This is a genomic window from Bradyrhizobium sp. KB893862 SZCCT0404 (assembly GCF_018130885.1).
GTDB lineage: Bacteria > Pseudomonadota > Alphaproteobacteria > Rhizobiales > Xanthobacteraceae > Bradyrhizobium > Bradyrhizobium stylosanthis.
The window spans coordinates 354,799-381,245 of record NZ_JAFCLT010000003.1 but is presented as its reverse complement, the minus strand read 5'-3'; the positions used below and the strand labels follow the sequence as shown (position 1 = coordinate 381,245).

At 65.9% G+C, this 26,447-nt stretch carries 20 protein-coding genes and 1 other RNA gene; 8 read left to right on the top strand and 13 right to left on the bottom strand.

Annotated elements, in window-relative coordinates:
- Positions 1-2: 2 nt before the first annotated feature.
- Entirely contained in the window at positions 3-3,161 is a 3,159-nt protein-coding gene (locus tag JQ617_RS15740; RefSeq protein WP_212027112.1) for a multidrug efflux RND transporter permease subunit, read from the top strand.
- Positions 3,162-3,332: 171 nt separating this feature from the next.
- Positions 3,333-4,457: an AAA family ATPase gene (locus tag JQ617_RS15735; RefSeq protein WP_212027111.1), complete on the top strand. Its 1,125-nt coding sequence runs from the start codon at positions 3,333-3,335 to the stop codon at positions 4,455-4,457.
- A gap of 26 nt (positions 4,458-4,483) precedes the next feature.
- Here the strand turns inward: JQ617_RS15735 and JQ617_RS15730 are convergent, their stop codons facing one another.
- The 8 genes from JQ617_RS15730 to tkt all read right to left on the bottom strand — a co-directional run bounded on the left by JQ617_RS15730 (position 4,484) and on the right by tkt (position 14,099).
- Positions 4,484-5,275 carry an inositol monophosphatase family protein gene (locus JQ617_RS15730; protein WP_212027110.1) on the bottom strand — a complete coding sequence of 264 codons (792 nt, stop codon included), beginning with the start codon at positions 5,273-5,275 and terminating at the stop codon, positions 4,484-4,486.
- Between the two features lie 87 nt (positions 5,276-5,362).
- A complete protein-coding gene (locus JQ617_RS15725) occupies positions 5,363-6,445 on the bottom strand; it encodes a tetratricopeptide repeat protein (RefSeq protein WP_212027109.1) in 1,083 nt (360 codons plus the stop codon).
- An 8-nt stretch (positions 6,446-6,453) separates the two neighbouring features.
- Complete coding sequence (locus tag JQ617_RS15720; RefSeq protein WP_212027108.1) at positions 6,454-7,143, bottom strand: thiamine phosphate synthase; 690 nt, start codon at positions 7,141-7,143, stop codon at positions 6,454-6,456.
- A 3-nt stretch (positions 7,144-7,146) separates the two neighbouring features.
- On the bottom strand, positions 7,147-8,172 hold the full coding sequence (locus tag JQ617_RS15715; protein WP_212027107.1) for a class I fructose-bisphosphate aldolase: 1,026 nt from the start codon (positions 8,170-8,172) through the stop codon (positions 7,147-7,149).
- Positions 8,173-8,492: 320 nt separating this feature from the next.
- A complete protein-coding gene (gene fba / locus JQ617_RS15710; RefSeq protein WP_212027106.1) occupies positions 8,493-9,560 on the bottom strand; it encodes a class II fructose-bisphosphate aldolase in 1,068 nt (355 codons plus the stop codon).
- A 51-nt stretch (positions 9,561-9,611) separates the two neighbouring features.
- A complete protein-coding gene (locus tag JQ617_RS15705; RefSeq protein ID WP_063694170.1) occupies positions 9,612-10,808 on the bottom strand; it encodes a phosphoglycerate kinase in 1,197 nt (398 codons plus the stop codon).
- 148 nt (positions 10,809-10,956) lie between these two features.
- On the bottom strand, positions 10,957-11,964 hold the full coding sequence (gene gap, locus JQ617_RS15700; RefSeq protein WP_212027105.1) for a type I glyceraldehyde-3-phosphate dehydrogenase: 1,008 nt from the start codon (positions 11,962-11,964) through the stop codon (positions 10,957-10,959).
- Positions 11,965-12,113: 149 nt separating this feature from the next.
- The gene (gene tkt, locus JQ617_RS15695) at positions 12,114-14,099 is read right to left on the bottom strand and encodes a transketolase (protein WP_212027104.1); all 1,986 of its coding nucleotides are present in this window, start codon (positions 14,097-14,099) and stop codon (positions 12,114-12,116) included.
- 367 nt (positions 14,100-14,466) lie between these two features.
- Here tkt and JQ617_RS15690 point away from each other — a divergent pair, with 367 nt between their 5' ends.
- From JQ617_RS15690 to JQ617_RS15670, 5 genes are all read left to right on the top strand, one after another.
- Positions 14,467-14,787 carry a DUF4164 domain-containing protein gene (locus tag JQ617_RS15690; protein WP_063694167.1) on the top strand — a complete coding sequence of 107 codons (321 nt, stop codon included), beginning with the start codon at positions 14,467-14,469 and terminating at the stop codon, positions 14,785-14,787.
- On the top strand, positions 14,784-15,167 hold the full coding sequence (locus JQ617_RS15685; protein ID WP_018646696.1) for a cell division protein ZapA: 384 nt from the start codon (positions 14,784-14,786) through the stop codon (positions 15,165-15,167). Before JQ617_RS15690 ends, JQ617_RS15685 begins: the two co-directional genes overlap by 4 nt.
- 227 nt (positions 15,168-15,394) lie before the next feature.
- Positions 15,395-15,555: non-coding RNA, 6S RNA (ssrS, locus tag JQ617_RS15680), on the top strand.
- 208 nt (positions 15,556-15,763) lie between these two features.
- On the top strand, positions 15,764-16,360 hold the full coding sequence (locus tag JQ617_RS15675; RefSeq protein WP_212027103.1) for a 5-formyltetrahydrofolate cyclo-ligase: 597 nt from the start codon (positions 15,764-15,766) through the stop codon (positions 16,358-16,360).
- On the top strand, positions 16,338-17,162 hold the full coding sequence (locus JQ617_RS15670; protein ID WP_212027102.1) for a TIGR00282 family metallophosphoesterase: 825 nt from the start codon (positions 16,338-16,340) through the stop codon (positions 17,160-17,162). Before JQ617_RS15675 ends, JQ617_RS15670 begins: the two co-directional genes overlap by 23 nt.
- A gap of 188 nt (positions 17,163-17,350) precedes the next feature.
- On the opposite strand, the gene JQ617_RS15665 is transcribed toward JQ617_RS15670, so the two are convergent.
- The 5 genes from JQ617_RS15665 to JQ617_RS15645 form a co-directional block, all read right to left on the bottom strand.
- Entirely contained in the window at positions 17,351-18,694 is a 1,344-nt protein-coding gene (locus JQ617_RS15665) for a c-type cytochrome (RefSeq protein ID WP_212027101.1), read from the bottom strand.
- Entirely contained in the window at positions 18,691-20,856 is a 2,166-nt protein-coding gene (locus tag JQ617_RS15660) for a xanthine dehydrogenase family protein molybdopterin-binding subunit (RefSeq protein ID WP_212027100.1), read from the bottom strand. The genes JQ617_RS15665 and JQ617_RS15660 overlap by 4 nt, the downstream gene beginning before the upstream one ends.
- Before the next feature lie 8 nt (positions 20,857-20,864).
- Complete coding sequence (locus JQ617_RS15655) at positions 20,865-21,329, bottom strand: (2Fe-2S)-binding protein (protein WP_212027099.1); 465 nt, start codon at positions 21,327-21,329, stop codon at positions 20,865-20,867.
- Positions 21,330-22,017: 688 nt separating this feature from the next.
- Entirely contained in the window at positions 22,018-23,442 is a 1,425-nt protein-coding gene (locus tag JQ617_RS15650) for a methyl-accepting chemotaxis protein (RefSeq protein WP_212027098.1), read from the bottom strand.
- A 119-nt stretch (positions 23,443-23,561) separates the two neighbouring features.
- Positions 23,562-25,310 carry a methyl-accepting chemotaxis protein gene (locus tag JQ617_RS15645; RefSeq protein ID WP_212027097.1) on the bottom strand — a complete coding sequence of 583 codons (1,749 nt, stop codon included), beginning with the start codon at positions 25,308-25,310 and terminating at the stop codon, positions 23,562-23,564.
- Positions 25,311-25,515: 205 nt separating this feature from the next.
- On the opposite strand from JQ617_RS15645, the gene JQ617_RS15640 reads away from it, so the two are divergent.
- Entirely contained in the window at positions 25,516-26,262 is a 747-nt protein-coding gene (locus JQ617_RS15640; RefSeq protein WP_063694159.1) for a YebC/PmpR family DNA-binding transcriptional regulator, read from the top strand.
- Positions 26,263-26,447 lie beyond the last annotated feature (185 nt).

Below are 26,447 nucleotides of genomic sequence, written 5' to 3'. Positions count from 1 at the left end.
CCATGGCCAGCTTTTTCATCGACAGGCCGATCTTCGCCTGGGTGGTCGCGCTGTTCATCTGTCTGATCGGCGCGATCTCCGTGCCGCTGCTGCCGATCGCGCAATATCCGATCATCGCGCCGCCCTCGATCTCGATCTCGACCAGCTATCCCGGCGCCTCGCCGGAAAACCTCTACAACAGCGTCACGCGGCTGATCGAGGAGGAGCTCAACGGCGCCTCCGGCATCCTCAATTTCGAATCGACCAGCGACTCGCTCGGCCAGGTCGAGATCATCGCCAATTTCCAGCCGGGCACCGATACCAGCGCAGCCTCGGTCGAGGTGCAGAACCGCATCAAGCGCGTCGAGGCCCGCCTGCCGCGCGCGGTGATCCAGCAGGGCATCCTGATCGAGGAAGCCTCCAGCGCGGTGCTGCAGATCATCACGCTGAACTCGACTGACGGCAGCCTGGACGAGGTCGGCCTCGGCGACTTCATGATCCGCAACGTGCTCGGTGAAATCCGCCGCATTCCCGGCGTCGGCCGCGCCACGCTCTATTCGACCGAGCGCTCGCTTCGCGTCTGGGTCGATCCGGCCAAGCTGGTCGGCTATGGGCTCACCGCCGACGACGTCAACAAGGCGATCGCCGCGCAGAACGCGCAGGTCGCCTCGGGCAGCATCGGCGCCGAGCCCTCGACCTCGAGCCAGCGCACCTCGGCGCTGGTGCTGGTCAAGGGCCAATTGTCCTCGCCCGACGAGTTCGGCGCCATCATCCTGCGCGCCAATGCCGACGGTTCGACCGTGCGGCTGCGCGACGTCGCGCGCGTCGAGGTCGGCGGCCTCAGCTACCAGTTCAACACCCGCCTCGACGGCAAGCCGACCGCCGGTCTGTCGGTACTGATGTCGCCGACCGGCAACGCGCTGGCGACCGCGAGCGCGGTCGAGGAAAAGATGAAGGAGCTGTCGCGCTTCTTCCCGGCCAACATCGCCTACGAGATCCCCTACAACATCACGCCCGTGGTCGAGGCCTCGATCAAGAAGGTGCTGATGACGCTGGTCGAGGCCGTGGTGCTGGTGTTCGTGGTGATGTTCCTGTTCCTGCAGAACATCCGCTACACCATCATTCCCACCATTGTGGTGCCGGTGGCGCTCTTGGGCGCCTGTACCACGCTGCTGCTCGCCGGCTACTCCATCAACATGCTCTCGATGTTCGGCATGGTGCTGGCGGTCGGCATCCTCGTCGACGACGCCATCGTCGTGGTCGAGAACGTCGAGCGCATCATGAGCGAGGAGGGCCTGCCGCCGAAGGAAGCGACGCGCAAGGCGATGTCGCAGATCTCGAGCGCCATCATCGGCATCACGCTGGTGCTGATGGCGGTGTTCGTGCCGATGGCGTTCTTCCCCGGCTCGGTCGGCATCATCTACCGCCAGTTCTCGGTGACCATGGTGGCCGCGATCGGCTTCTCCGCCTTCCTCGCGCTGTCGCTGACGCCGGCGCTGTGCGCGACCTTGCTCAAGCCCGTCACGGCTGGTCACGGCCACGCCAAGCGCGGCGTGTTCGGCTGGTTCAACCGCATGCTGGAAGGCGGCAAGGAAAGCTATTCCCGCACGGTCGGCTTCTCGCTGAAGCGCACCGGCCGCCTGATGATGGTCTATGTCGCGCTGCTGGTGGGCCTGTCCTGGGCCTTCGTCAGCCTGCCCGGCGGCTTCCTTCCGATCGACGACCAGGGCTTCGTCACCACCGACGTGCAGACGCCGTCGGATTCGTCCTATGCCCGCACCGAGGCCGTGATCGAGAAGGTCGAGAAATACCTCGCGCAGCGGCCCGGCGTCGACAACGTCACCTTCCTCACCGGCTTCAGCTTCTCCGGCCAGGGCATGAACACCGCGCAGGCCTTCATCACCTTGAAGGACTGGTCGGAGCGCGGGCCGAAGGATTCCGCCGCGGCGATCGTCAACGACATCAACCGCGATCTCGGCTCGTCGATCCGCGACGCCAAGATCTCGGCGCTGCAGCCGCCGCCGATCGACAATCTCGGCAATTCCTCCGGCTTCTCGTTCCGCCTGCAGGACCGCGGCCAGAAGGGCTATCCGGCCCTGATGCGCGCCGCCGACCAGCTGATCGCGGAAGCCAATGCGAGCCCGGTGCTGCAGAAGGTCTACATCGAAGGCCTGCCTGAAGCCGGCGTGGTCAATCTCGTGATCGACCGCGAGAAGGCCGGCGCCTTCGGCGTCACCTTCGAGGACATCAACAACACGATCTCGACCAATCTCGGCTCGAACTACATCAACGACTTCCCGAACCGCGGCCGCATGCAGCGCGTCGTGGTGCAGGCGGATGCGCGCGACCGCATGCGGACCGAGGACATCCTCAACTACAACGTCAAGAACAGCCGCGGCCAGCTCGTGCCGTTCTCCTCCTTCGCCACGGTGGAATGGGCGCGCGGCCCGACGCAGATCGCCGGCTTCAACTATTATCCGGCGGTGCGCATCTCCGGCGAGGCAAGGTCCGGCTTCACCTCGGGCGATGCCATCGCCGAGATGGAACGGCTCGCAGGCAAGCTGCCGCGCGGCTTCGGCTACGAATGGACCGGCCAGTCGCTGCAGGAAAAGCTGTCGGGCTCGCAGGCGCCGTTCCTGCTGGCACTCTCGGTGTTCGTTGTGTTCCTGTGCCTTGCCGCGCTCTACGAGAGCTGGACCATCCCGCTCGCGGTGCTGCTCACCGTGCCGCTCGGCATCGTCGGCGCGGTTGCCGCGGCGATGCTGCGCGGCCTGCCGAACGACGTTTATTTCACCGTTGGCCTGATCACGATCATCGGCCTCGCGGCGAAAGACGCGATCCTGATCATCGAGTTCGCGAAGGATCTGCGGAAAGAGGGCAAGCCGCTGGTGGAAGCCACCATGGAAGCCTGCCGCCTGCGCTTCCGCCCGATCCTGATGACGGGCCTTGCCTTCATCTGCGGCGTGCTGCCGATGGCCATCGCCCACGGCGCCGGCGGCGCCAGCCAGCAGGCGCTCGGCAGCATCGTGATGGGCGGCATGATCGCCGTGGTGATCCTGGCGCTCTTGATGGTGCCGGTGTTCTTCGTCTCCGTGCAGCGCGTGCTGGCGGGGGACCGGGAGAAGGCGGAGAACAAGGCCGAGCCATATGGGCCGCCGGCGCCGGCAAGGGCCGGCCACTGATCCGCGGATCGGTCCTGATTGATTCAGGACCGATGCCGTGCCGCGCGACGTCGGACGGGCGTTCGCTTGCTTTATCGGAAGTGTCGATCCAGACTGCATCGCTGGATTGAAGCGATGTGCATTTCGCGCCGCACCGCGAATGCGCACGGCCTGCCGATTTGAGAGTATGTGATGCGTCTGACTGAAATTGCGATCTCGAACTATCGCTCCATTCGTCGGCTCACCATACCAATCCACCCTCTGTCCGTGTTTGTGGGCGAGAATGGTGTCGGCAAATCCAATCTCTACAAATCCTTGTCGCTGTTGCGCGACGCGGCAACCGGACGGATCACGCGCACGATCGCCGACGAAGGCGGATTGAATTCGGTCTGCTGGTCCGGCATGCGCAAGCGCGGCGAAGATGGGCGACTGCGGTTGTCGGCCAGGTTCGACCGCATCAGATATTCCATCGAGATCGGATTTCCCGGGCCGCTCGAGGCGGCGTTTGCCGGCGAGCCGATGATCAAGTCCGAAAGCATCGAGGCGACCCAGGGCAGGCGGACGGTCCAGCTGATGGAGCGGAAAAATGCGCTCGTCAGCGTGCGCGGCGAGAGCGGCGCATGGAGCAGTCACAAGGATGCGGTGCTGCCGTCCGAGACGGCGCTCGCGGGCTTTTCCGATAGCAATGAATGTCCGGAAATCGATTTGGTCAGAAACGCAATGCTGGGTTGGCGTTTCTATCACGACTTCCGCACTGACCCGGTGTCATCGCTACGAAAGCCCTGTCTGGCGATAACGACGCCATCACTCAGTGCCGACGGGACGGATTTGGCCGCGGCTCTGGCGACACTTTACACCATTCGGGAAGATGCCAACGACCTGCAGGACGCAATCGAGGATGCGTTTCCGGGCGCGGAGCTCCGCGCATGGGAACAAGGTGGTTTGTGTGAATTTGATCTGCAACTGACCGATATGCCGCGGCCGTTCAGGGCTCACGAATTATCCGACGGGACGCTGAAATACATTTGCCTGCTCGCGGTGTTCATGGGCTACCGGCTTCCGCCGTTCATCGCGCTGAACGAACCCGAGACCAGCCTGCATCCGTCGCTGCTGGCGCCACTGGCTCGGCTGATCGCCAAGGCATCACGCCGCGCCGACATCTGGATCGTCACCCATTCGGAACTGTTGATGGAGGCTTGGCGAAGCGAGAGCTCGGTCCCGCTTCGCCGGGTCGTCAAGTCGAAAGGCGCCACGACGATCGAGGGCCTGACCACCGGCGGTGAATATCGCGACGACGATGACGACGAAGACTCTTAGCGGCGGCCGATCGAGCCGCCGTATTGCTACGCCGGCCGCTTCAAGATCTTGATCAGCTCGCCGTGCACGAACTCGTTGCCGCACACCACGTGCCCGGTCAGCAGCGGATCGTCATTGCCCAGGACGCCCGACACCGTGCCGCCCGCTTCGCGCACCATCAGCATGCCGGCGGCGATGTCCCAGGATTGCAGGTTGCGCTCCCAGTAGCCGTCGAGACGGCCGGCGGCGACGAAGGCGAGGTCGAGCGAGGCGGCGCCGAAGCGACGCAGGCCCGCGACGCGGTCCTGGATCGCGATCATCTCGCGGCGGAATTCCTCGTGGTCGCCGCGGCCGATATGGGGCAGACCGCAGGCCACCACGCATTCGTTGAGCTGGCGGCGGCCGGCGACGCGCAGGCGCTGGTCGTTGAGGAAGGCGCCCTTGCCGCGCTCGGCGATGTAGAGCTCGTCATTGGCGGGGTTGTAGATCACGCCCGCGATCACCACGCCCTCGCGGGCGAGGCCGATCGAGATCGCGAATTGCGGGATGCCGTGCAGGAAGTTGGTGGTGCCGTCCAGGGGATCGACGATCCAGGTGTGGCTCTTGTCGGTGCCCTCGCGCATGCCGCCTTCCTCGCCGATGAAGCCGTAGCCGGGACGGGCCTTGGCGAGGTCCTGGTAGAGGATCTCCTCGGCGCGCTTGTCGGCGAGCGAGACGAAATTGGCCGGCCCCTTCAGCGAGACCTGGAGGTGCTCGATCTCTCCGAGATCGCGCTTGAGGCTGCGGCCGGCGCGGCGCGCGGCCTTGACCATGACGTTGATAGTTGCGGAATACAGCATGGGCTTCTGGGGCTTGATCGGGGGGAATTGGCGCGAAATCGCGCCTGTTTGGGAGATTGGGTGCCCTGCGGGGGCCGCAAGGTCAAGTCATTTGGTCCCGAGCCATTTCCGGGCGGCGGCCTCGACCTTGGCCCGGTCCTCGGCCGGCAGATCGGACAATTGCTTGTCGAGATCCGGATCGCCCTTGCCGGCGGTTTTGGCCACAAGGTGCCATTTGAAGCCCTCGATCTTGTCCGCGGGCACGCCCATGCCGTTGATCAGCACCCAGGCGAGGCGGTTCTGCGCGATCGCGCTGCCCTGGCGGGATGCCTTGCGGAGCAACGCGACAGCGGCCGGCTGGTTCTTCGGCGTGCCGGTGCCGTTGAACATGGCGATGGCATATTCGACCTCGGCATCGACATTGTCGGCGAGTGAGGCGGCCTGGAGCAGGCGCACCGCGCGTTCGGGGTCCTTCGGGACCCCGGTGCCTTCCTTGTAGAAGGTCGCGAGCGCGTATTGCGCCTCGGGCAGGCCGGCGTCGGCGGCCTGGCGCAGCAGCTCGGCGGCACGCTTGACGTCCTGCGGCAGGGTCTGGCCGTCGAGATAGAGCAGCGCGAGGTTATAGGCCGCCTTGGGCTCGCCGAGCTTTGCGGCGGACGCCATCAGCTTGACCGCGTCGCCCTTGTCCACGGGGCCGCCGCGGCCTGAGATGCGGAGCATGGCAAGCGCGAACATCGCTTCGCGGTCGCCGGCGTCGGCGGCACGCTTGTACCATTCGAGCGCCTTGGCGTAGTCGCGGCGGATGCCCATGGCGTTGGAGTAGAGCTCGCCCAGCATGGTCATCGCCTTGGGATCGCCGGCCTGCGCGCGGGCGGTGGCGAGGTCGAACGCCGTCTTGTACTGGCCGCGCTGATAGGCGCCGAACACCAGGTCGACACCGGGCGTGTCGGCCGGCGGTGCAGGGATGACGGTCGCGGGCAATTGAGGTTTTGGAGACGCGGTCGGCTTGGGTGAGGCCGAAGGTTTCGGCGCCGGCGCGGCCTCCTTTTTCTTGGCGGGTGGAGGCGCCTTGGGCTTTTGCTTCTCGGCCGGAGGGCTCGGCGTCGTGGCCGGCGGCGTGATCTGGAGCTGCGCCGCCGCGGGCCCAGTGAGCAGCAGCGTGGCCAGAATGGTGATGCGCGGAAGGTTCATGTCGGGTGCTAGCCGTGCCCCTGACCGGCAGGATCCTGGCCGGCAAGCGCCGTCGCATGCGCCTGCTTGATCGCGGCATCGGCCTCCATCAGCGCAGCCTTGGGGCCGCGCGGATCGGCCCAGATGAACTCGCCGACCAGCACGAAATCGGCGCCGCTGGCGGCGAAATCGCGGGCCTCTTCCAGCGAGGTCGCATAGCCGACGCAAGGCGGCTCGAACAGCTCGGCCCACCAGTCCAGCCGCTCGGCAATCGCCTGCGCCGACGGCCGCTGCCCCTTCGCATCGGGCTCGCCGAACAGCACATAGTCGGCGCCCATCTCGCCCGCATCCATGGAATGGTGCCGCGTCGTCAGCCCGCCGACGCCGGCGATACGATCGGGCTTGAGCGATGGCAGCGCCTCTTTCAGCGCGGCGATGCCGGGCAGGTGCGCGCCGTCGGCGCCGCCGCGCGCGACCAGCTCGGCATGCCCCTCGACCAGCAGCGCGGCGCCCGCCTTTTGCACCGGCGGCGCAAAGGCCTTGATGCGCGACGTCATGGTGCGCTGGTCGGTCTCCTTCAGACGCAGCAGCACGGCCGCGACATCGGCGGAGGCGAGCAGGCCCGGCAGGTCGGCTTGAAGCGCAGCGGGATCATCGACGACGGGCGTCGCGAGGTAGAGGCGCGGCGCCGGGCGCGGCGGAAGCGGTTTGTTCGACAAGATCTAGGCTGCCTTCTGTTCCAGGCTGCTTTGCCATTCGCCCTTTGAGGCGAGGCCGTTCATGCGTGCGCGATGGCTGAAGGCGCGCTGTCCGGCCGCGACGTTCTCGGCCTTGCCGGACCAGGCCTTCTGCGGCGCGGCTTGCAGCGCGCGGCCGTAGGAGAAGGTCAGGCCCCAGGGCAGCGGCCCCAGCTTGTGCATGGCGTTGAGATGCGCGGTCGCTTCTTCATCCGACTGTCCGCCGGAGAGGAAGGCGATGCCGGGTACGGCCGCGGGCACGCAGGCCTTGAGCAGCCGGATCGTCTTCTCAGCGACTTCCTCGACCGAGGCCTGCTTCGCACACTTCTTGCCTGAGATCGCCATGTTCGGCTTCAGCACCATGCCTTCGAGCGCGACGCGCTGGACGCGCAATTCCTGGAACGTCTTGTTGAGCACGCGCTGGGTGACCTCATAGCAGCGGTCGATGTCGTGGTCGCCGTCCATCAGCACCTCCGGCTCGACGATCGGCACGATCTGCGCGGCCTGGCACAGCGCGGCATAGCGCGCCAGCGCATGGGCGTTGACGCTGATCGCGGTCATCGAGGGGATGCCGCCGGCGATGTCGATCACCGCGCGCCATTTGGCGAAGCGCGCGCCGCGCTCGTAATATTTCTTCAGCCGCTCGGCGAGCTTGTCGAGCCCGACCGTGACCAGTTCACCCGGGCACATCGGCAGGGCCTGCGTGCCCTCGTCGACCTTGATGCCTGGAATGGCGCCGCTCTGCTCGATCAGCTTCACCAGCGGCGTGCCGTCCTTGGCATCCTGCCAGATCGTCTCGTCATAGAGGATCACGCCGGAGATGTGCTGGCTCATGGCCTCCTTCGATCGGAACAGCATCTCGCGATAGTCGCGGCGGTTGGTTTCGGTCGATTCCACGCCGATCGCGTCGAACCGCTTCTTGATGGTGCCGGAGGATTCGTCGGCGGCAAGGATGCCCTTGCCCGGCACGACCATGGCGGTCGCGACCTTGTTGAGCTCAGTCAGATTCATCGAGAGGTCCTCCCAAAACGATTCTGCCCTTGCCTGTGAAAATAGACCGTTCTCGGGCAAATTCCGAGTTAACGTTGGTCGCAGGGTGAGGGGGCGGGCCTGCGCACTCCCCGCCGGCGGCAGGCAGTCACGTCTGAGGTCGGAGCCATGGGGGCACCGCCGCTTCCACGGCGTCATGGCCGGGCTTGTCCAGGCCATCCACGCCTTGCCTCGGGCACCCAAGAAACGTGGATGCCCGGGACAAGCCCGGGCATGACGACCTCTCGTGGATCTCAAGGTATGACAGCCCTTTGCAAGTGGGGCTCGGGCGGTGTCGGCTTTTACGCCACCTTCGGATCGAGCTCGCCCTTGGCGTAGCGCTTGGCCATGTCGGCGGGGGTCAGGATCTTCTTGAACTTGGAGGCCTGGCCGGCGGTATTGAACTCCTGGAGCCGCTGCTTGCACAGCTTGGTCATCGCTTCCATCGCGGGCTTCAGGTACTTGCGCGGATCGAACTCTTCCGGATTGTCCTTCAGCACCTTCCGGATCTGGCCGGTCATGGCCATGCGGTTGTCGGTGTCGATGTTGATCTTGCGCACGCCGTTCTTGATCCCGCGCTGGATCTCGGCCACCGGCACGCCCCAGGTCGGCTTCATCTTGCCGCCATAGGCGTTGATGATGTCCTGCAGGTCCTGCGGCACCGAGGAGGAGCCGTGCATCACCAGATGCGTGTTCGGCAGCTTGCGGTGGATCTCCTCGATCACGTTCATGGCGAGGATGTCGCCGTCGGGCTTGCGGGTGAACTTGTAGGCTCCATGCGAAGTGCCCATCGCGATCGCGAGCGCGTCGACCTTGGTCTCCTGCACGAACTTCACGGCCTCGTCCGGATTGGTCAGGAGCTGGTCGTGGCTGAGCTTGCCCTCGGCGCCGTGGCCGTCTTCCATGTCGCCCATGCCGGTTTCGAGCGAGCCGAGCACGCCGAGCTCACCCTCGACCGAGATGCCGCCGAGATGGGCCATGTCGGTCACGGTCTTGGTGACGCCGACATTGTAGTTCCAGTCGCCGGGGGTCTTGCCGTCGGCCTTGAGCGAGCCGTCCATCATGACGGAGGTGAAGCCGGCCTGGATCGCGGTCATGCAGGTGGCAGCTTCGTTGCCGTGGTCGAGATGCACGCAGACCGGGATGTGCGGATAGATTTCGGTCACCGCGTCCATCATGTGCTTGAGCATGACATCGTTGGCGTAGGAGCGCGCACCGCGCGAGGCCTGGATGATGACGGGCGCGTCGACCTGGTTGGCCGCGTCCATGATCGCCAGCGCCTGCTCCATGTTGTTGATATTGAAGGCCGGTACGCCGTAATCGTTCTCAGCCGCATGGTCGAGCAATTGACGCAACGTGATCCGAGCCATGTGTCTTTCTCTCCGTTTGGGCCGATTGGGCCGTGTCTTTCTCGCCGACGATTACTTGGTGCGCAGCACTTCGACGCCGGGCAGGGGCTTGCCTTCCATCCATTCAAGGAACGCGCCACCGGCGGTCGAGACATAGCTGAAGTCACCGGCCACATGGGCCTGGTTGAGCGCCGCGACGGTGTCGCCGCCGCCTGCAATCGAGATCAGCTTCTTCGCCTTGGTGCGCTCGGCGGCGTGCTTGGCCGCCGAGACGGTGCCGCGGTCGAACGGCTGCATCTCGAAGGCCCCGAGCGGTCCGTTCCAGACCAGCGTCGCGGCATCGTCGATCGCGGCATGGACGCGCGCGATCGATTGCGGGCCGACGTCGAGGATCATGCCGTCGGCCGGGATCGCGTCGAGACCGTAGGCATGCGAGGGCGCGTTGGCCGCGAAGTGATAGGCGACGGTGGCGTCCACGGGCAGGATGATCGCGCAATTGGCGGCCTCCGCCTTCTCCATGATGCGCAGCGCGGTCGGCGCCAGGTCCTTCTCGGCCAGCGACTTGCCGACGCCGACGCCCTGGGCGTGCAGGAAGGTGTTGGCCATGCCGCCGCCGATCACGAGCGCGTCGACCTTGGTCACGAGATTTTCGAGCAGGTCGATCTTGGTCGAGACCTTGGCGCCGCCGATGATGGCGATGACCGGCTTGGTCGGCGAGCCCAGCGCCTTCTCCAGCGCATCGAGCTCGGCCTGCATGGTGCGGCCGGCATAGGCCGGCAGCTTGTGGCCGAGGCCTTCGGTCGAGGCATGGGCGCGGTGCGCGGCCGAGAACGCGTCACTGACCCAGATGTCGCCGAGCTTTGCCAGCTCCGCGACGAAGGCGGGATCGTTCTTTTCCTCTTCCTTGTGGAAGCGGGTGTTTTCGAGACACAGGATGTCGCCGTCGCTGAGAGCCGCCACGGCCTTGGCCGCGGGCTCGCCGATGCAGTCGTCGGCGAACGCGACCGGCTTCTTCACGACCTTGGACAGCGCTTCGGCGACCGGCTTCAGCGAGTCCTTGGCGTCGCGCCCCTTCGGCCGGCCGAAATGCGCGAGCAGGATGACCTTGCCGCCCTTGTCCGAGATTTCGGTGATGGTCGGCGCGACGCGCTCGAGGCGGGTGGCGTCGGTGACGCGCCCGTTCTCCATGGGCACGTTCAGGTCGACGCGCAGCAGCACGCGCTTGCCCTTCACGTCGACGTCGTCGAGGGTGCGGAATTTGTTGGTCATCGGACGCTTCCTTGTCCCGGGCGCATTGCGGCGCAAGGCGCCGCTGTGCAGAACCGGGACCCACGTTGCAGCGAGTCCCGCGGTGAAATGGATCCCGGATCTGCGACGCAGCGTTTCACGCTGCATCGCGTCCGGGACGGGAGCGGCGTTAGATCACCTTCGCCAGCGCGACGGCGGTGTCCGCCATGCGGTTCGAGAAGCCCCACTCGTTGTCGTACCAGGACATCACGCGCACCAGCGTGCCGTTCTGCACCTTGGTCTGGTCCTCGTGGAAGGTCGAGGAGTGCGGGTCGTGATTGAAGTCGATCGAGACGTTCGGCGCGCTGGTGTAGCCGAGGATGCCCTTGAGCTGCTGCTCTGAGGCGCGCTTCATCGCCGCGTTGATTTCCTTGGCGTCGGTGGCGCGCTTGGCGACGATCTTGAGGTCGACGACCGAGACGTTCGGGGTCGGCACGCGGATCGCGACGCCGTCGAGCTTGCCCTTCAGCTCGGGCAGCACGAGACCGATGGCCTTGGCGGCGCCGGTCGAGGTCGGGATCATCGACATCGCAGCCGCGCGGCCGCGGTAGAGATCCTTGTGCAGCGTGTCCAGCGTCGGCTGGTCGCCGGTATAGGCATGGATCGTGGTCATGAAGCCGGTCTCGATGCCGACGAGGTCGTTCAGCACCTTGGCGACCGGCGCGAGGCAGTTCGTCGTGCAGCTTCCGTTGGAAACGACGAGGTGATCCTTGGTCAGCGTCTCGTGGTTGACGCCGTAGACGATGGTGGCGTCGGCGCCGTCGGCGGGCGCGGAGACCAGCACGCGCTTGGCGCCGGCGGTCAGATGTGCGCTGGCCTTGTCCTTCGAGGTGAAGATGCCGGTGCACTCGAGCGCGATGTCGACGCCGAGATCCTTCCAGGGCAGCTTCGAAGGATCGCGCTCCGCGCTCACCTTGATCTTGCCGCCGCCGAGGTTGATCGAGTCGCCGTCGACGGTGACGGTGCCGGGGAAGCGGCCATGGACGGAGTCGAAGCGGAGCAGATGGGCGTTGGTCTCGACCGGGCCGAGATCGTTGATGCCGACGACCTCGATGTCCTTGCGGCCGGACTCTGCGATCGCCCGCAGCACGTTGCGACCGATGCGGCCAAAACCGTTAATTGCCACGCGGACTGCCATGTTTCGTCTCCTTCAATGACCGTTGTCATCCCGCACAACGCGCTTTGCGCGCCTGCGAGGGTTTTTTAGGGGCGGACGCCCGGTTCGGCCGGGCGGGTGCTTGATCATATGAGACGTTACGTAGTCCTTTTTTTTGACAAGCTCAACTCTCAGCTAACGCGCTTCAGCACAGCGTTAACTGCAGCCTCGGCGGTGATGCCGAAATGCTTGTAGAGATCCTTGGCCGGCGCGCTGGCCCCGAACGAATGCATGCCCACGAATTCGCCATCTTGTCCGATCACGGCGTCCCAGCCCCAGCGCACCGCGGCCTCGATCGCGACCTTCACCGGCGCGTTGCCGATGATCGCGTCACGGCGTTCTTTTGGTTGCGCTAACAAGAGCTCGAGCGACGGCACCGAGACCACCCGTGTCGGAATGCCGCGCTCGGCGAGCTGCTTCTGGGCGGCAACGGCGATCTCGACTTCGGAACCCGACGCGAACAGCGTCGCCTTGGCTTCGCCCTGCGCTGCGACCAGCTCGTAGCCGCCGTGCTGGCAGGGACTGTCGTTCGGCGCGGTGGTGCGGAGCTGCGGCAGGTTCTGCCGCGTCAGCGCCAGCACGGTCGGGCCGTCGACGCGGTTGAGCGCGAGCTCCCAGCACTCGGCGACCTCTATCGCATCGCACGGACGGAACACGCGCATGTTCGGAATGGCGCGGAGCGCGGCGAGATGCTCGACCGGCTGGTGGGTCGGTCCGTCTTCGCCGAGGCCGATGGAATCGTGCGTCATCACGTAGACCACGCCGGTGCCCATCAGCGCGGCGAGGCGCATCGCGGGCCGCGCGTAATCGGTGAACACCAGGAAGGTCGCGCCGTTCGGCGCGAAACCGCCATGCAGGAAGATGCCGTTCATCGCAGCCGCCATGCCGTGCTCGCGGATGCCGTAATGGATGAAGCGGCCCTTCGGCGTCTTCGCCGAGAACGCGGTCGCCGACTTCGCCTTGTTGTTGTTGGAGCCGGTGAGGTCGGCCGAGCCCGCGAGGAATTCCATCGGCATCGCGCCGGCGATCACCTCGATCACCGCTTCCGAGGACTTGCGGGTCGCCGCCGTCATCGGCTTTTCAAGCAGCTCCTTCTTGTAGGCGCGCACTGCCTTGGCGAGCGAGGCCGGACGCTCGTGGCGCAGGCGGCGCTCGAACTCGGCGCGCTTGCGGCTGCCGAGCTCGCCGAGCCGTGCTTCCCATTCCTGCCGCGCGGAGGCGCCGCGGCTGCCGGCCGCGCGCCATGCCTTCAGCACGTCGTCGGGCACCGAGAACGGCTCGAGCGAGATGCCGAGATTTTCCTTGGCGGCCTTCAGCTCCTCGGCGCCGAGCGCCTCGCCGTGCACCTTCGAGGTGCCGGCCTTGTGGGGCGCGCCGAAACCGATGGTGGTGCGGCAGGCGATCATCGTCGGTTTGTTCGACTTCTTCGCGCGGGTGATGGCGGCGGCGATCGCGGCCTGGTCATGGCCGTCGATCTTCTCGGCGGCCCAGCCCGCCGACTTGAAACGCTTCACCTGGTCGACGGAGTCGGAGATCGAGGTCGGGCCGTCGATCGAGATGCCGTTGTCGTCGTACAGCACGATCAGCTTGTTGAGCTTCCAGTGCCCGGCCATCGCGATCGCTTCCTGCGACACGCCTTCCATCAGGTCGCCGTCGGAGGCGAGCACATAGGTGTGGTGGTCGACGATCTTCTTGCCGAACTCGGCGGCGAGCATCTTCTCGGCGAGCGCCATGCCGACCGCGGTCGAGATGCCCTGGCCGAGCGGGCCGGTGGTGGTCTCGATGCCCTTGGTGTGGAAATTCTCGGGGTGGCCCGGGGTCAGCGAGCCGAGCTGGCGGAAGTTCTTGAGCTGGTCCAGCGTCATCGCGGCGTTGCCGGTCAGGAACAGCAGCGAATAGAGCAGCATCGAGCCGTGGCCGGCCGAGAGCACGAAGCGGTCGCGGTCGGGCCAGTCGATGGCGGCGGCGTCGAATTTCAGGAACTGGGTGAACAGCACCGTGGCGATGTCGGCGGCGCCCATCGGCAGGCCGGGATGGCCCGATTTCGCCTTCTCGACAGCGTCCATCGAAAGGCCGCGGATGGCGTTGGCCATGCGGTTGTGGTCGACCTGCGTCATGTCTGAAATCCGTCTGAAATGAGGCGCTTGGCGTGCACGCCCGCGCGGGAAGGAGCCTTTCGGCCGCTGAAGGTCGGGGCTGGGATAGCACCTCAGTTCCGGGAGTCCAAGGCAATCAAACGCCGGTTTGGCCGTAAAAGTTGCCTCTGTGGAGAGCGTTTTGCGCCGGGATTGCGCCGGGAGGAATTGAGGGCTCCGGACGAGGTCCTCCGATTGATCGGTGCATAGTTTCGAGGCGGCGTTGCGCTCCGCTAGCTTGCCACGTAAATTTCTGCTTCTAAGCGCTTGCCGAACCGAGTCTTTTGCCGGACGGCAAGCTCTGGGGTAACTGGCACCGGATAGGCCCATAGGTTCCGCCGCTGACTGCATGAACGATCGCGTGTCCAACAGCTCTGCCATGACGGAGTCCTCCGCCGTCGAGATCGAGATCGCGACCCGCAGGCTCATGGCGGCGCTCGACTCGCTCGAAAGCGCGGTGGAGCGGCGGCGCGATGCCGATCGCGACGAGAACGAGCTTGCGGCGCGAATCCAGGCGCTTGGCGCGGATCGTTCGCGGCTCGCCGACGAGCTCGACGGTGCGCTGGTGAAGGCGCGCAAGCTCGAGCGTACCAATCGCGAGATCTCCGATCGGCTGGATTCCGCGATCGTCACGATACGCTCGGTGCTCGATACCGGAGAGGACGGATGAGCCACATCAACGTCACCATCAACGGCCGGCAGTACCGCATGGCCTGCGAGGAGGGGCAGGAGGTGCGGCTGCTCAAGCTCGCCGAGACCCTGGAGACACGCATCCAGTCGCTGCGCGGAAAATTCGGCGAGATCGGCGATGCACGGCTGACCGTGATGGCCGCGCTGACCGTCTGCGACGAGCTGGTCGACACCACCAACCGTGTCCGCACCCTCGAGCAGGAGCTGACCGAGCTTCGGGATTTCCGGAACGCCGCGGTCGAGCGCGCCCGCATGACCCAGACCGCGGTGGTGAACGCCCTGAACGCCGCCGCCGAACGCATCGAGAAGTCGACCCAGGTCCTGAACCGGACCGTCGGCAACGGGATTGCGATCGGGTAGGGACGAAGCTCGATAGTGGTCACGCAGGCAGTGCGCTCCCTCCCCCGCTTGCGGGGGAGGGGCGGGGAGAGGGTATCTCCGCAACGGGACATTCCCCCAGAGGAGAGAGCCCTCACCCCAACCCTCTCCCGCAGGCGGGAGAGGGAGCTCACCGGTGAACTTGGCGAGCAAGCGGGCACCTGCTCGCCGGGCTGGCGATTCGTCAGCATCGTTGTTACATTGGCCCCGCGAGGCTGCGACGTGCGTCAGGAGCCATATATCCCCGGGGCCTTATCGATCCTTTAGGGAACTGTCCCTGGCCGGGCCCGTGGGCCCGGACATATGGTGCCCACCTACTTTCGTAGGGAACTCCGGGATCGAGTGCTTCAACGGCGTACGCGGCTTCGCACTATTGTCTGCTTGGTTTGTGCCTGTCGAAATGACTGCGGCCAATTCAACAGGTGTCATGCTCCGCCGAGTGCGCCATTGCGCACGGAGGGCCGGGGCATCCAGTACGCCGCGGCCCTTGTGTGAATCACGACCGCCTCTGGAATACTGGATCACCCGCCGCAGTGCGCAAGGGCGCCCAGGGGGTGATGACGTGGGGACCAACGCGCATGTCCAACACCAAAGCCGAGCTCCGTGCCAAGGCCCTCGCCAAGCGCGATGCGCTGAGCGAGAAGAAGCGCACTGCGGCCGCCGCTAAGCTCGCCAAGCGCGGGCTGCCGTTCGAGCTGCTGCCCGGCAGCATCGTCTCCGGCTATTCGCCGATCCGCAGCGAGATCGATCCGATGCCGCTTCTGAAGAAGCTCGCCGAACAGGGCGCCAGGCTGGCGCTGCCTTGCGTCACCACGCGCGGCAAGGCGCTGATCTTCCGCCTCTTCCATCCCAACGACCGCCTGATGCTCGGTCCGCTCGGCATTCCCGAGCCGTCGCCGGCGGCGGCCGAGGTCATCCCCGACGTCATGCTGACGCCGCTCGCGGCCTTCGACCGCCTCGGCCATCGCATCGGCTATGGCGCGGGCCATTACGATTTCACCTTCGCGCATTTGCGGAAAGCCAAGCAGATCGTCGGCATCGGGCTTGCGTTTGCAGCGCAGGAGATCGAGGCGGTTCCGGCACTATCCCACGACGTGGCGCTGGATTATGTGCTAACGGAATCCGACGTGTTTGATTTCCGGAGTTCTGAAGTTGCGCATTCTCTTCGTGGGTGATGTCGTCGGCCGAAGCGGGCGCGAGGCCATCGCAGAATATCTCCCCGGCATGGTCAAGGATTGGTCGCTCGATTTCGTCGTGGTCAACGGCGAGAATTCGGCGGGCGGCTTCGGCATCACGGAAGCGATCTACCAGGAGTTCATCGAGGCCGGCGCCGACGCGGTGACGCTCGGCAACCACTCCTGGGACCAGCGCGAGGCGCTCGTCTTCATCGAGCGCGCCGACCGCCTGGTGCGTCCGGCCAATTATCCGCGCGGCACGCCCGGCCGCGGTGCCGCTTTGGTCGAGACCAAGAACGGCAAGCACGCCCTCGTCGTCAACGCACTTGGTCGCGTCTTCATGACCCCGTTCGACGATCCGTTCGCCGCGCTCGAGCGCGAGCTCGGGGCCTGTCCGCTCGGCGTCGCCGCGGATGCCATCGTCGTCGATTTCCATTGCGAGGCGAGCAGCGAGAAGCAGGGCATCGGCTTCTTTTGCGACGGCCGCGCCAGCCTCGTCGTCGGCACGCATACCCATGTGCCGACCGCCGACCACCAGATCCTCAGTGGCGGCACCGCCTACATGACTGACGCCGGCATGACCGGCGACTACGATTCCATCATCGGCATGCAGAAGGAAGAACCGCTGCGCCGGTTCACGTCGGGAATTCCCTCAGGCCGCTTCGAGCCGGCCGCAGGCGCAGCGACGCTCAGCGGCGTCGCGGTGGAGACGGACGACGCGACGGGCCTCGCGCTGAAGATCGCGCCGGTGCGCGTCGGCGGAAGGCTGGAGCCGGCGACGCCGAGATTCTGGTTGAGCTGAGAGCGGAAAGCTCCGCTGCACCTTCTCCCCTTGCGGGAGAAGGTGGCGCGAAGCGCCGGATGAGGGGTTCTATCAGCGCACTCAACCGAGAGTGAGACTCGCGGAGAGAACCCCTCACCCGGCTTCGCGTTCCGCGAAGCGACCCTCTCCCGCAAGGGGAGAGGGTGCAGCGGTGGTTGGCGCAACACCTACTCCGCCGTCTGCTCCCGCAGCTCCGCGACGTCCTTCGCCGTCAGCTTCGAGCCCTTGGTCCCGAACCGCGCCGTGACGTAGTTCGCGACGGCCGCGATCTCGTCGTCGGTATAGGCGTTGCCGAACGCGGGCATCGACAGCGCGCCGTCGGGCGTGTGGCGCTTGGTGCCGGAGATCACGATCTGCGCGACGTTGGTGGCGGCGGGGTCGTTGACGGCCCAGGTGCCGGTGAGCGTCGCCATCGGCGAGACCGGGCTCTCGCCGCTCCAGCCGTGACAGCTGGCGCAGGCGCTGGCGAACACCTTCTTGCCGCGCGCGTCGGCGGTGAAGCCTTCCTTGTGCGAGGCGGGCGCGACCGGCGCCGTGGTGGCGGGCAGGTCCGGCGACGGCTGCGGCGGCACGCTCCGCAGGTACGCAACGATGCTGCTGATGTCCTCCGGCGCGAACTGGCTGAAACTGTGGTCGACCGCTTCGCCCATCGGGCCCGAGGCCGAGCCGTGCCCCGGCGCGTGACCGAGCGACAGATACGAGATCAGATCCGCATCGCTCCAGTTGCCGAGACCCGTTGCCTTGTCGGAGGAGATGTTGAAGGCGCGCCAGCCCGCGGTGATGGCGCCGGCGAACTTCCTGCGGTTGTCCAGCGCGAAGCCGAGATTGCGCGGCGTGTGGCACTCGCCGCAATGCGCCAGCGCTTCGGCGAGATATGCGCCACGATTCCACTCCGGGCTCTTCGACGTGTCAGGCATATATCGCGTGTCCGGATTGAACACGGCCGACCAGGCAATCATGGCCCAGCGCTGGTTGAACGGGAACGCCAGCGTGTTGTCGGGCGCCTTGGTGCGCACCGCCGGCAGGCTGAACAGATAGGCCTTCACCGCCAGCACGTCGTCGTCGGTCATGAACGTGTAGGACGTGTACGGCATCGCCGGGTAGAGCCGGGCGCCGTCGCGGCGCTTGCCGTGCTGGACCGCGTTCAGGAAGTCTTGGTCGGTGTAATTGCCGATGCCGGTGTCCTTGTCCGCAGTGATGTTGGTCGAATAGAGCGTGCCGAACGGCAGCTTGAAGGCGAGGCCGCCGGCATAATCCTTCTCGCCCGGCTTGGTGTGGCAGACCATGCAGTCGGCGGCCTTGGCGAGATATTCGCCGCGCTCGACCAGGCTCGCTTTCTCAAGCTTGGCAGGCACGCCGGTCGGCTTGCCGGCGCGGTAATCCGCCAGCGCCACCTTGGGGCCGCCGGCGAAATCGAGCGGGCCGGGCCCGCGGATGATGACGACGCCGAGCCCTGCCGCGACGATGGCGATCGCAGCGACGCTTGTGAGGATACGCATCTTGCCGCTCATGCCTTCTTCCCCGCAGCCAGCAGTTTCCGATCGATCGGCAGGCGCCGCAGCGCCACGCCGGTTGCGGCGTAGATTGCGTTGCGCAGCGCTGGCGGTCCGGCATTGACGCCGGCCTCGCCGATGCCGCCGGGGGCTTCGCCGCTCTTGACGACCGTGACCTCGATCTTCGGTGTCTCGTTGATGCGCATCATGCGGTAGTCGTGGAAATTCGACTGCTGCACGCGGCCCTTGTCGATGGTGATCTCGCCATAGAGCGCAGCGGTAAGGCCGAAGATCAGGCCGCCCTCGATCTGCGCCTTCACCGTGTCGGGGTTGACCGCGATGCCGGTGTCCACCACCGAGGTGATGCGGCGCAGCGCGATCTCGCCGTAATCGTCGATCTCGGCCTCCACCACGGTCGCGATGAAGCTTGCGAAGGACGGCTGCACGCAGACGCCACGGCCGACGCGCGCGGGTAGGGGCTGGCCCCAGCCGGATTTCTCCGCGACCTGGTTGAGCACCGCGAGCATGCGCGGGTTCTTGGTCAGCATGGACTTCCGGAATTCGATCGGATCCTTGCCGGCCTTGCGCGCCAGTTCGTCCATCGCACATTCGACCGCGAACACGTTGTTGTTCGGGCCGACGCCGCGCCAGAAGCCTGTCGGCACCGACAGCGGCTCGGCGCGGACATATTCGACGTGGAAATTGGCGAAGTCGTAGGGCGCATCGACCGCGGCATCGATCGCGTCGATGTCGATGCCCTTCTGGAACGCCGGTGGCAGCCAGCGCGCCAGCACGGCGGAGCCGGCGACCTTGTATTTCCAGCCCGCGACCTTGCCGTCCACCAGCGATGCCGTGATCTGGTCGCGATAGACCGGGCGGTAAACGTCGTGCTGGATGTCCTCCTCGCGGGTCCAGATCACCTTGACGGGGTAGTCGACCTGTTTTGCGATTTTCACCGCGGCGACCACCATGTCCGGCTCGAGCTTGCGGCCGAACCCGCCGCCGAGCAGATGCTGGTTGACGATCACCTTGTCGACGGGAACGCCCGCCGCCTTCGCCGCCTCGGACTGCACGCGCGTCATGATCTGCGTGCCGGTCCAGATCTCGCAGGCATCCGGCCTGACATGGACGGTGGCGTTGATCGGCTCCATCGAGGCATGCGCGAGGAACGGCAGCTCGTAGGCGGCTTCGAACTTGTCGCCGCTGGCGAGCGCCTTCGCGATGTCGCCGTCGGATTTTGCGACCGCGCCGTCCTTCTGGCTGGCCTTGCGCAGATCGTCCCAGACGTCCTTGGTGGATATCTTGGCGTTCGGCCCCTCGTTCCACTCGATCTTGAGCGCTTCGAGACCTTTCTTGGCCGCCCACATGTGATCGCCGATCACCGCGACCGCGTCGTCGAGCACGACAACCTTGCGCACGCCGGCGACCTTCGTCGCCGCGCTGTCGTCGACCTTGCCGACCTTGCCGCCGAACACCGGGCAATTGGCGATCACGGCGATCTTCATGCCGGGCAGGATCGCGTCGATGCCGTAGAGCGCCTTGCCGTTGACCTTGTCAGGCGTATCGAGCCGCTTCAGCGGCTGGCCGATCAGGACGAAATCCCGGGGATTCTTGATGGCGACGTCCTTCGGCGGCGTCTGGCCCTGCGCGACAAGCGCCAGCTCGCCGTAGCCGAGCTTGCGGCTGCTTGCGGCATGCACCACCTCGCCCTTCGACGCCGTGCAGCTTGCGGGCTCGACGCCCCATTGGCTGGCCGCGGCCTGCACCAGCATGGCGCGCGCGGTGGCGCCGGCCTTGCGCAGGGGCAGCCACCAGGCGCGGATCGAGTTGGAGTTGCCGGTGACCTGCAGACCGAAGGTCGGATTGCCGTAGAGCTTGTCGTTGGGCGGGGCGTGCTGGACCTCGACCTTGCTCCAGTCGGCATCGAGCTCCTCGGCGATGATTGCCGAGATCGAGGTGTAGGTGCCCTGGCCCATCTCGACCTGCGGCATCATCAGCACGGTGCGGCCGGTCTGGTCGATCCGGATGAAGGCGTTGGGCGCGAACTTGCCTTCGGTCACGTCGCGTTGCACCGGCTCGTTACCGGCGGCGCGCAGCGGCAGATGGAAAGCAAGCAGGAAGCCGGTGGCGAGGCCGCCGGTCAGAACTGCGCGGCGGGAGACGCTGTTGGGTGCGTTCATGGCGGACCTCACGACTGCCGGCCGTTGGCCGCGTGCTTGATGGCCTCGCGGATGCGCACATAGGTGCCGCAGCGGCAGATGTTGCCGGCCATCGCGGCGTCGATGTCGGAATCGTCGGGGTTGGGCGTCGATGCCAGCAGCGCCGCGGCCGCCATGATCTGGCCGGACTGGCAATAGCCGCACTGGATCACTTCGGCATCCAGCCAGGCCTTCTGCACCTTCGCGCCCGCGGGCGTGCTGCCGACATGCTCGATGGTGGTCACGGCGCGGTTCGCGACCGCGCTCACCGGCAGCACGCAGGAGCGCACGGCCTTGCCGTCGACATGCACCGTGCAGGCGCCGCATTGCGCGATGCCGCAGCCGAACTTGGTGCCGGTCATGCCGAGGATGTCGCGCAGCACCCACAGCAGCGGCATCTCCGGTGGCGCGTCGAACGATTTGGTCTCGCCGTTGATGGTGAGTGTTGTTGCCATGTGCATCCCCTTGCTCGACGAGCGCTTACGGCGTCGGCGATTTGCGCGCGACCATAATCATATCGCTGCGAAGCGATGAAGCATCGAAAATTCCGGCAATGCATATTTGCGCGAACGAAGCCTTAGGCCATGACGTTCACGAATTTGTGCGGCGATTGCGGCAGGCATTCCGGGCTAATTGATATGATAACCGTCATGTTTTGACGCATTTCCGTCGTGTGCACCGCCAAACGCCGCAGATGACCGTGCGAATGCGCAAACGCGTGCGATGTCGAAATTCGTGCGATTGGGAAAGGCGGGGCGCGCCAAGGCGTCCTCCGGGATCAATCGCAAGGGCGCATTGCTGTGCCCTCTCCCCTTGCGGGAGAGGGCGTCGACGTCGGTCAACACGGACGCACTAGGGTGAGGGGTTCTCTCCGCGAGTGAGCCTCTCACTGTTGATGAGTTCTATCCGCGGAGACAAACCCCTCATCCGGCGCTGCGCGCCACCTTCTCCCGCAAGGGGAGAAGGGAGCGGAGGTCATCGCTATTTCGGAATAATAGCATTATGCCCCTGTTTTGCCCGACAAGTCAAAGCCCGCCGCGGCCTTCCCGCATAAGCCATTGATTTCGGACACCCCGGCTACTGTGCATGGGGTTGTTTTCGAACTTTTGTCTTGGGAGCGTCGGAATGCCGCCGCGCCGGGCGTCAGCTCTGGCGAAAGCCCATCCGGAAGGCGCCCCAGTGCTTGCCGCGCACCACGATCGGGGAGGACAGGTCCTTCATCAGCACGAACTGCCCGCCGCCCATGTCGCGCCGATAGGTCTGGAGCAGGAAGGGTTTTGTGTTGGCTGCGACCTTCTTCACCGCGCGGTCGGTGAACAGGCGGCGGTTGCGACAGTTGGCGTTGTTCCAGACGGGGTCCTTGCCCTGCGGCAGGCGGTAGTTCGGATTGTGGGTCGGAAGATACCCGCCCTTGGCCCAGGCGACGCAGAACACGATGCGGGGATCGGACTTCTGGATCGGGTCCTGGATCCCGGGCAGCACGCGGTCGGTGAACTCGACATAGCCCGTGTTGTACTGCTTCGGATCGGTGCCGGGGATTTCGCGGTAGTTCTCGTCCATGAGCTGGTCGAGCGTGATCTCGCCGCGGTCGATCGCGGCCTCGAACTCGGCCGAGATCCGCTTGGCGGTCTCGACGACGATTCGGATCAGCGGCGCGTCGGATGTCTCGACGCCGCTGTCGGCGATCAGCGCGATCAGCGCTTCGGAGGTGTCGAGCAGTTTTGTCACGCGCTGGTCGGCGTTCTTGAGATCGCGCGAGGACAGGTCGACGCCCTTGGCGAGTTCGTTCAGCTCGCTGATCACGGTGTCGCAATGGCCGAGATTGGAGGTCGCCGCGCGCGTGACGCTGTCGATCTCCGCTTCGACCGAAGCAAAACCCTGCTGGACGCGCGAGATGATGCCGGAGATCTGCTGGGCGCCTTCGCCCGCGGTCTTGGCGCGCTGTGAGGCGTCGCTGCTCTCGCCGATCAGGCCTTCGATCTGGCCGTCGAGATCGCGCACGGTGTCGGAGATCTGGTGCGTGGCCTGGCGGGTGGCTTCCGCGAGGTTCTTCACTTCGCTCGCGACCACCGCAAAGCCGCGGCCGGCATTGCCGGCGCGCGCGGCTTCGATGGTTGCGTTCAGCGCGAGCAGATTGGTCTGCTTGGCGATCGCCTCGATCGAGCCGGACACCTTTGCCACCTGCGCCAGCGCGGAGCCGACGGCGCTCAGGCGCGCTTCGATCCGCTCCACGGCCGCGACCAGCTCGGAGATGTGGTTGACGGCGGTATCGACCGCGCTGCGTGACTGCGCGATCTCGCCGACTGCTGCGGATGTCGTCGTCTGCACCGCCTGCGAGGCGTTGGCGATGTCGTGGTTGGCCGAGACCATCGTCTCCGCCGTCTCCTGGAGATGATGGAACCGTTCGGACTGATTGGCGACGCGGTTGGCGACCTCCTGGACGTTGCCGGCGATGTCGGCGAGCTCGACGCCGAGACCGCCGATGCGGTCGGCAAGCTGGTCGATCAGGCGTTCGGCCAGCGTCCGGTTGGAGCCGGTGTCCATAACTGCAAGTTGTGCCAGAGACATGTACGGGCTTTCTCCAGTCAGAGCCGTTGATCGGCTCTCGGCGGCATTCCCATTCCAGTTTCGACCTTAGAGGATGATTCGCGCCCGGCGTCTTGCCCAGGAGTGCACGAGAGCGGGCATTACAGCTTGTAAGCTGTGCGAAATCCACCCCAGTGCCGGCCCTGCACGCGGATCGGGACGTCGATCTCGCGCATCATCACCGTGTTTCCGTTGCCCATGTCGCGCGCATAGCTCTGGACGAGGTACGAGCGCAAGTTGTGAGCGGCCGCCAACCCCGCCGGATCGTTGAAGATGCGGCGGTTGCGGCTGTTGGCGGTGTTCCAGGCGGCGTCGCCCGGACGCTGCGGGTGCGAATAGATCTTGTTGTGCACCGGCAGGAAGCCATTACGGTCGACCATGGCACAGAACGCCATGCGCGGTTCCTTGGCGAGGAAGGCCTCCTGGAACGGCGGCAGCGCGCGATCGGCCCAGTCGAGGTAGCGGGTGCGGTATTGCTGCGGATTGGTTCCCGCGATCTCCGCATAATCAGTGTCGAAGAGATCGTCGATCTTGACCTCGCCGCGCGCGACCGCCTTTTCGAAGATCGCAGTCAGTGAATTGCCCGCTTCCATGGCGCGGGTGACGAACTCCGTGTTCTCCTCGTGGATCGACCACAGTCGGTCCTCGATCTTCTCGCAGAGCTCGGCATTGGGGCTGACGAATTGTGCGCGGGCGCCGGCCTTGGACTGCTCGACCACGCGCAGGCGGCAGCTGCCGACGCCTTCGAGCGTGCCTTCGACCATCGCCTGCGGCGCGAGCCGGCTTGCGTCCACGCCGCCGATCAGCACGCCGTCCATCGCAATCTCATAGACTGGCATCACGCCGCGCGCGGTTTCGAATTTGAGGTGGCAGGGCAGCCGCTCGGTCTTGCGGCGGTCGTCGTGCTCACTCTGGCGCAGCAGCACCGCGCAGCGCGACTTCAGCTTCTGGGCAAAGGTGGTGACGGCCTTGCCGGCGCTGGCGACGCTCTCGCCATGGGTTTCGGCCGCCTTGGTCGCGGCATCGATCTCGGCCGCGCTTTCGCCGACCGAGATGATGAACTCGGAAGCGCTCGCGGCATTGCCCGAGACTTCGCTGGTAGTGGCGTTCTGCTCGGCCACCGCGCCGTTGACTGTGTCGAACACCGGACGGATCGCCTCGATCGCCTGCGAGATGCGATGCACGGCATCGGCGGAGCCGGCGGCATCGCGCTGCAGCGCGTCGATCTTCCTTGTGATCTCCTCGGTCGCGCCTTGGGTCTGCACCGCGAGCGCCTTGACCTCGGTGGCGACGACCGCAAAGCCCTTGCCGGCGGCGCCGGCGCGGGCGGCCTCGATGGTCGAGTTCAGCGCGAGCAGCGTGGTCTGCCGCGCGATCTGCGCGATCAGGTTGACGACGTTGCCGATCGCGGCGGAGGACTCGCGCAGGCGGTCGACATTGGCGCGCGCCTCCTGCGCGGCGGCGCTGGCCGCGTCGGCGAGCTTGCCGGCCTCGCGCACCTGCGCGCCGATGCCTTGCGCGGACTGGGTGAACTTGTCGGCGGCATGGGCGAAGGTGGAGGCGGTCGACTGGGCGGCGTTGGTGCGGCCGGTCAGGGCGTCGGTCCGGTCGCGGATGGCGGCCAGCGTCGTCGCGGTCGCCTCGGCGCCGCCGGCGACCGAATTGGCGGCGCGCTCGAGCTGGCGAATCATCGCCCCGAGCTCGAGTTCCAGCAGTTCCAGGATCTCCCGGGCCGAATCCCCCTCGCTGGCCGGGGCGGGCTCGGCATGGGTCGCCGGCTGGGCAGCCTGCGGGGCGGCCGCAGGCCCGGCCGTGTCCGGCAGAGGCTTCCGAAATAGTCCGAACGCCATCGGGTCTCTCTTGTCGGGGAATGGTCGGTCGCTATTTTCGCAGTCCGGAATGAAATCAGGGTTAACGATGCCTGACCTCTAGGCACGGGCCAGTACGGTGTTACCTTAAAGTCGTAGAGCCTCTTTCATTCCTGGGGGTGGACGGCCTATAAGGCCGCGCTTCCCTCGCTCACTCTTGGCGCACGATTCCTTTACGAGACCACGCATGGCCGGACATTCCCAATTCAAGAACATCATGCACCGCAAGGGGCGGCAGGATGCGCAGAAGTCGAAGCTGTTCGGCAAGCTGGCGCGGGAAATCACCGTCGCAGCCAAGCTCGGCACGCCCGACCCCAACATGAACCCGCGCCTGCGCGCGGCCATCATCGCGGCGCGCCAGGAGAACATGCCGAAGGACAATATCGAGCGCGCCGTCAAGAAGGCGCTCGGCAATGAGGGCGAGAACTATGACGAGATCCGCTACGAGGGCTATGGCCCGGGCGGCGTCGCCGTCATCGTCGAAGCGCTGACCGACAACCGCAACCGCGCCGCCTCCGACATCCGCTCCTTCTTCACCAAGTCGGGCGGCAATCTCGGCGAAACCGGCTCGGTCTCCTTCATGTTCGATCGCACCGGCGTCATCGAATATGACCGCAGCGTTGCCGATGACGATTCAGTGCTCGATGCCGCGATCGAGGCCGGTGCCGACGACGTGGTCTCCGGCGAAGGCGGCCACGAGATCTACGCCTCGACCGAAGGCTATCGCGACGTCGCCAAGGCACTCGAAGCCAAGTTCGGCGAGCCGCGCAAGGCCGCGCTGATCTGGAAGCCGCAGAACACGGTCGCCGTCGACGACGAGACCGGCGAGAAGCTGCTCAAGCTGATGGATCTGCTCAACGAGCACGACGACGTCCAGCATGTCTACGCCAATTTCGAGGTGTCGGACGCGCTGATGGCGAAGATGGGCGGCTGAGCCGCTCTCGTGTCTCGGACGCGCTGCAGCGTGAAGCGCTGCTGCGTGGAGCCGGGACCCATCGTTCTCGACGCATCATTGGCAAAATGGGCCCCGGTTCAGCGACGCACCGCTTCGCGCTGCGTCGCGCCCGGGGCACGAGACCTTCTTTCCCTTGTTACTTCCGTTCTGTTTCTGTTTCCCCC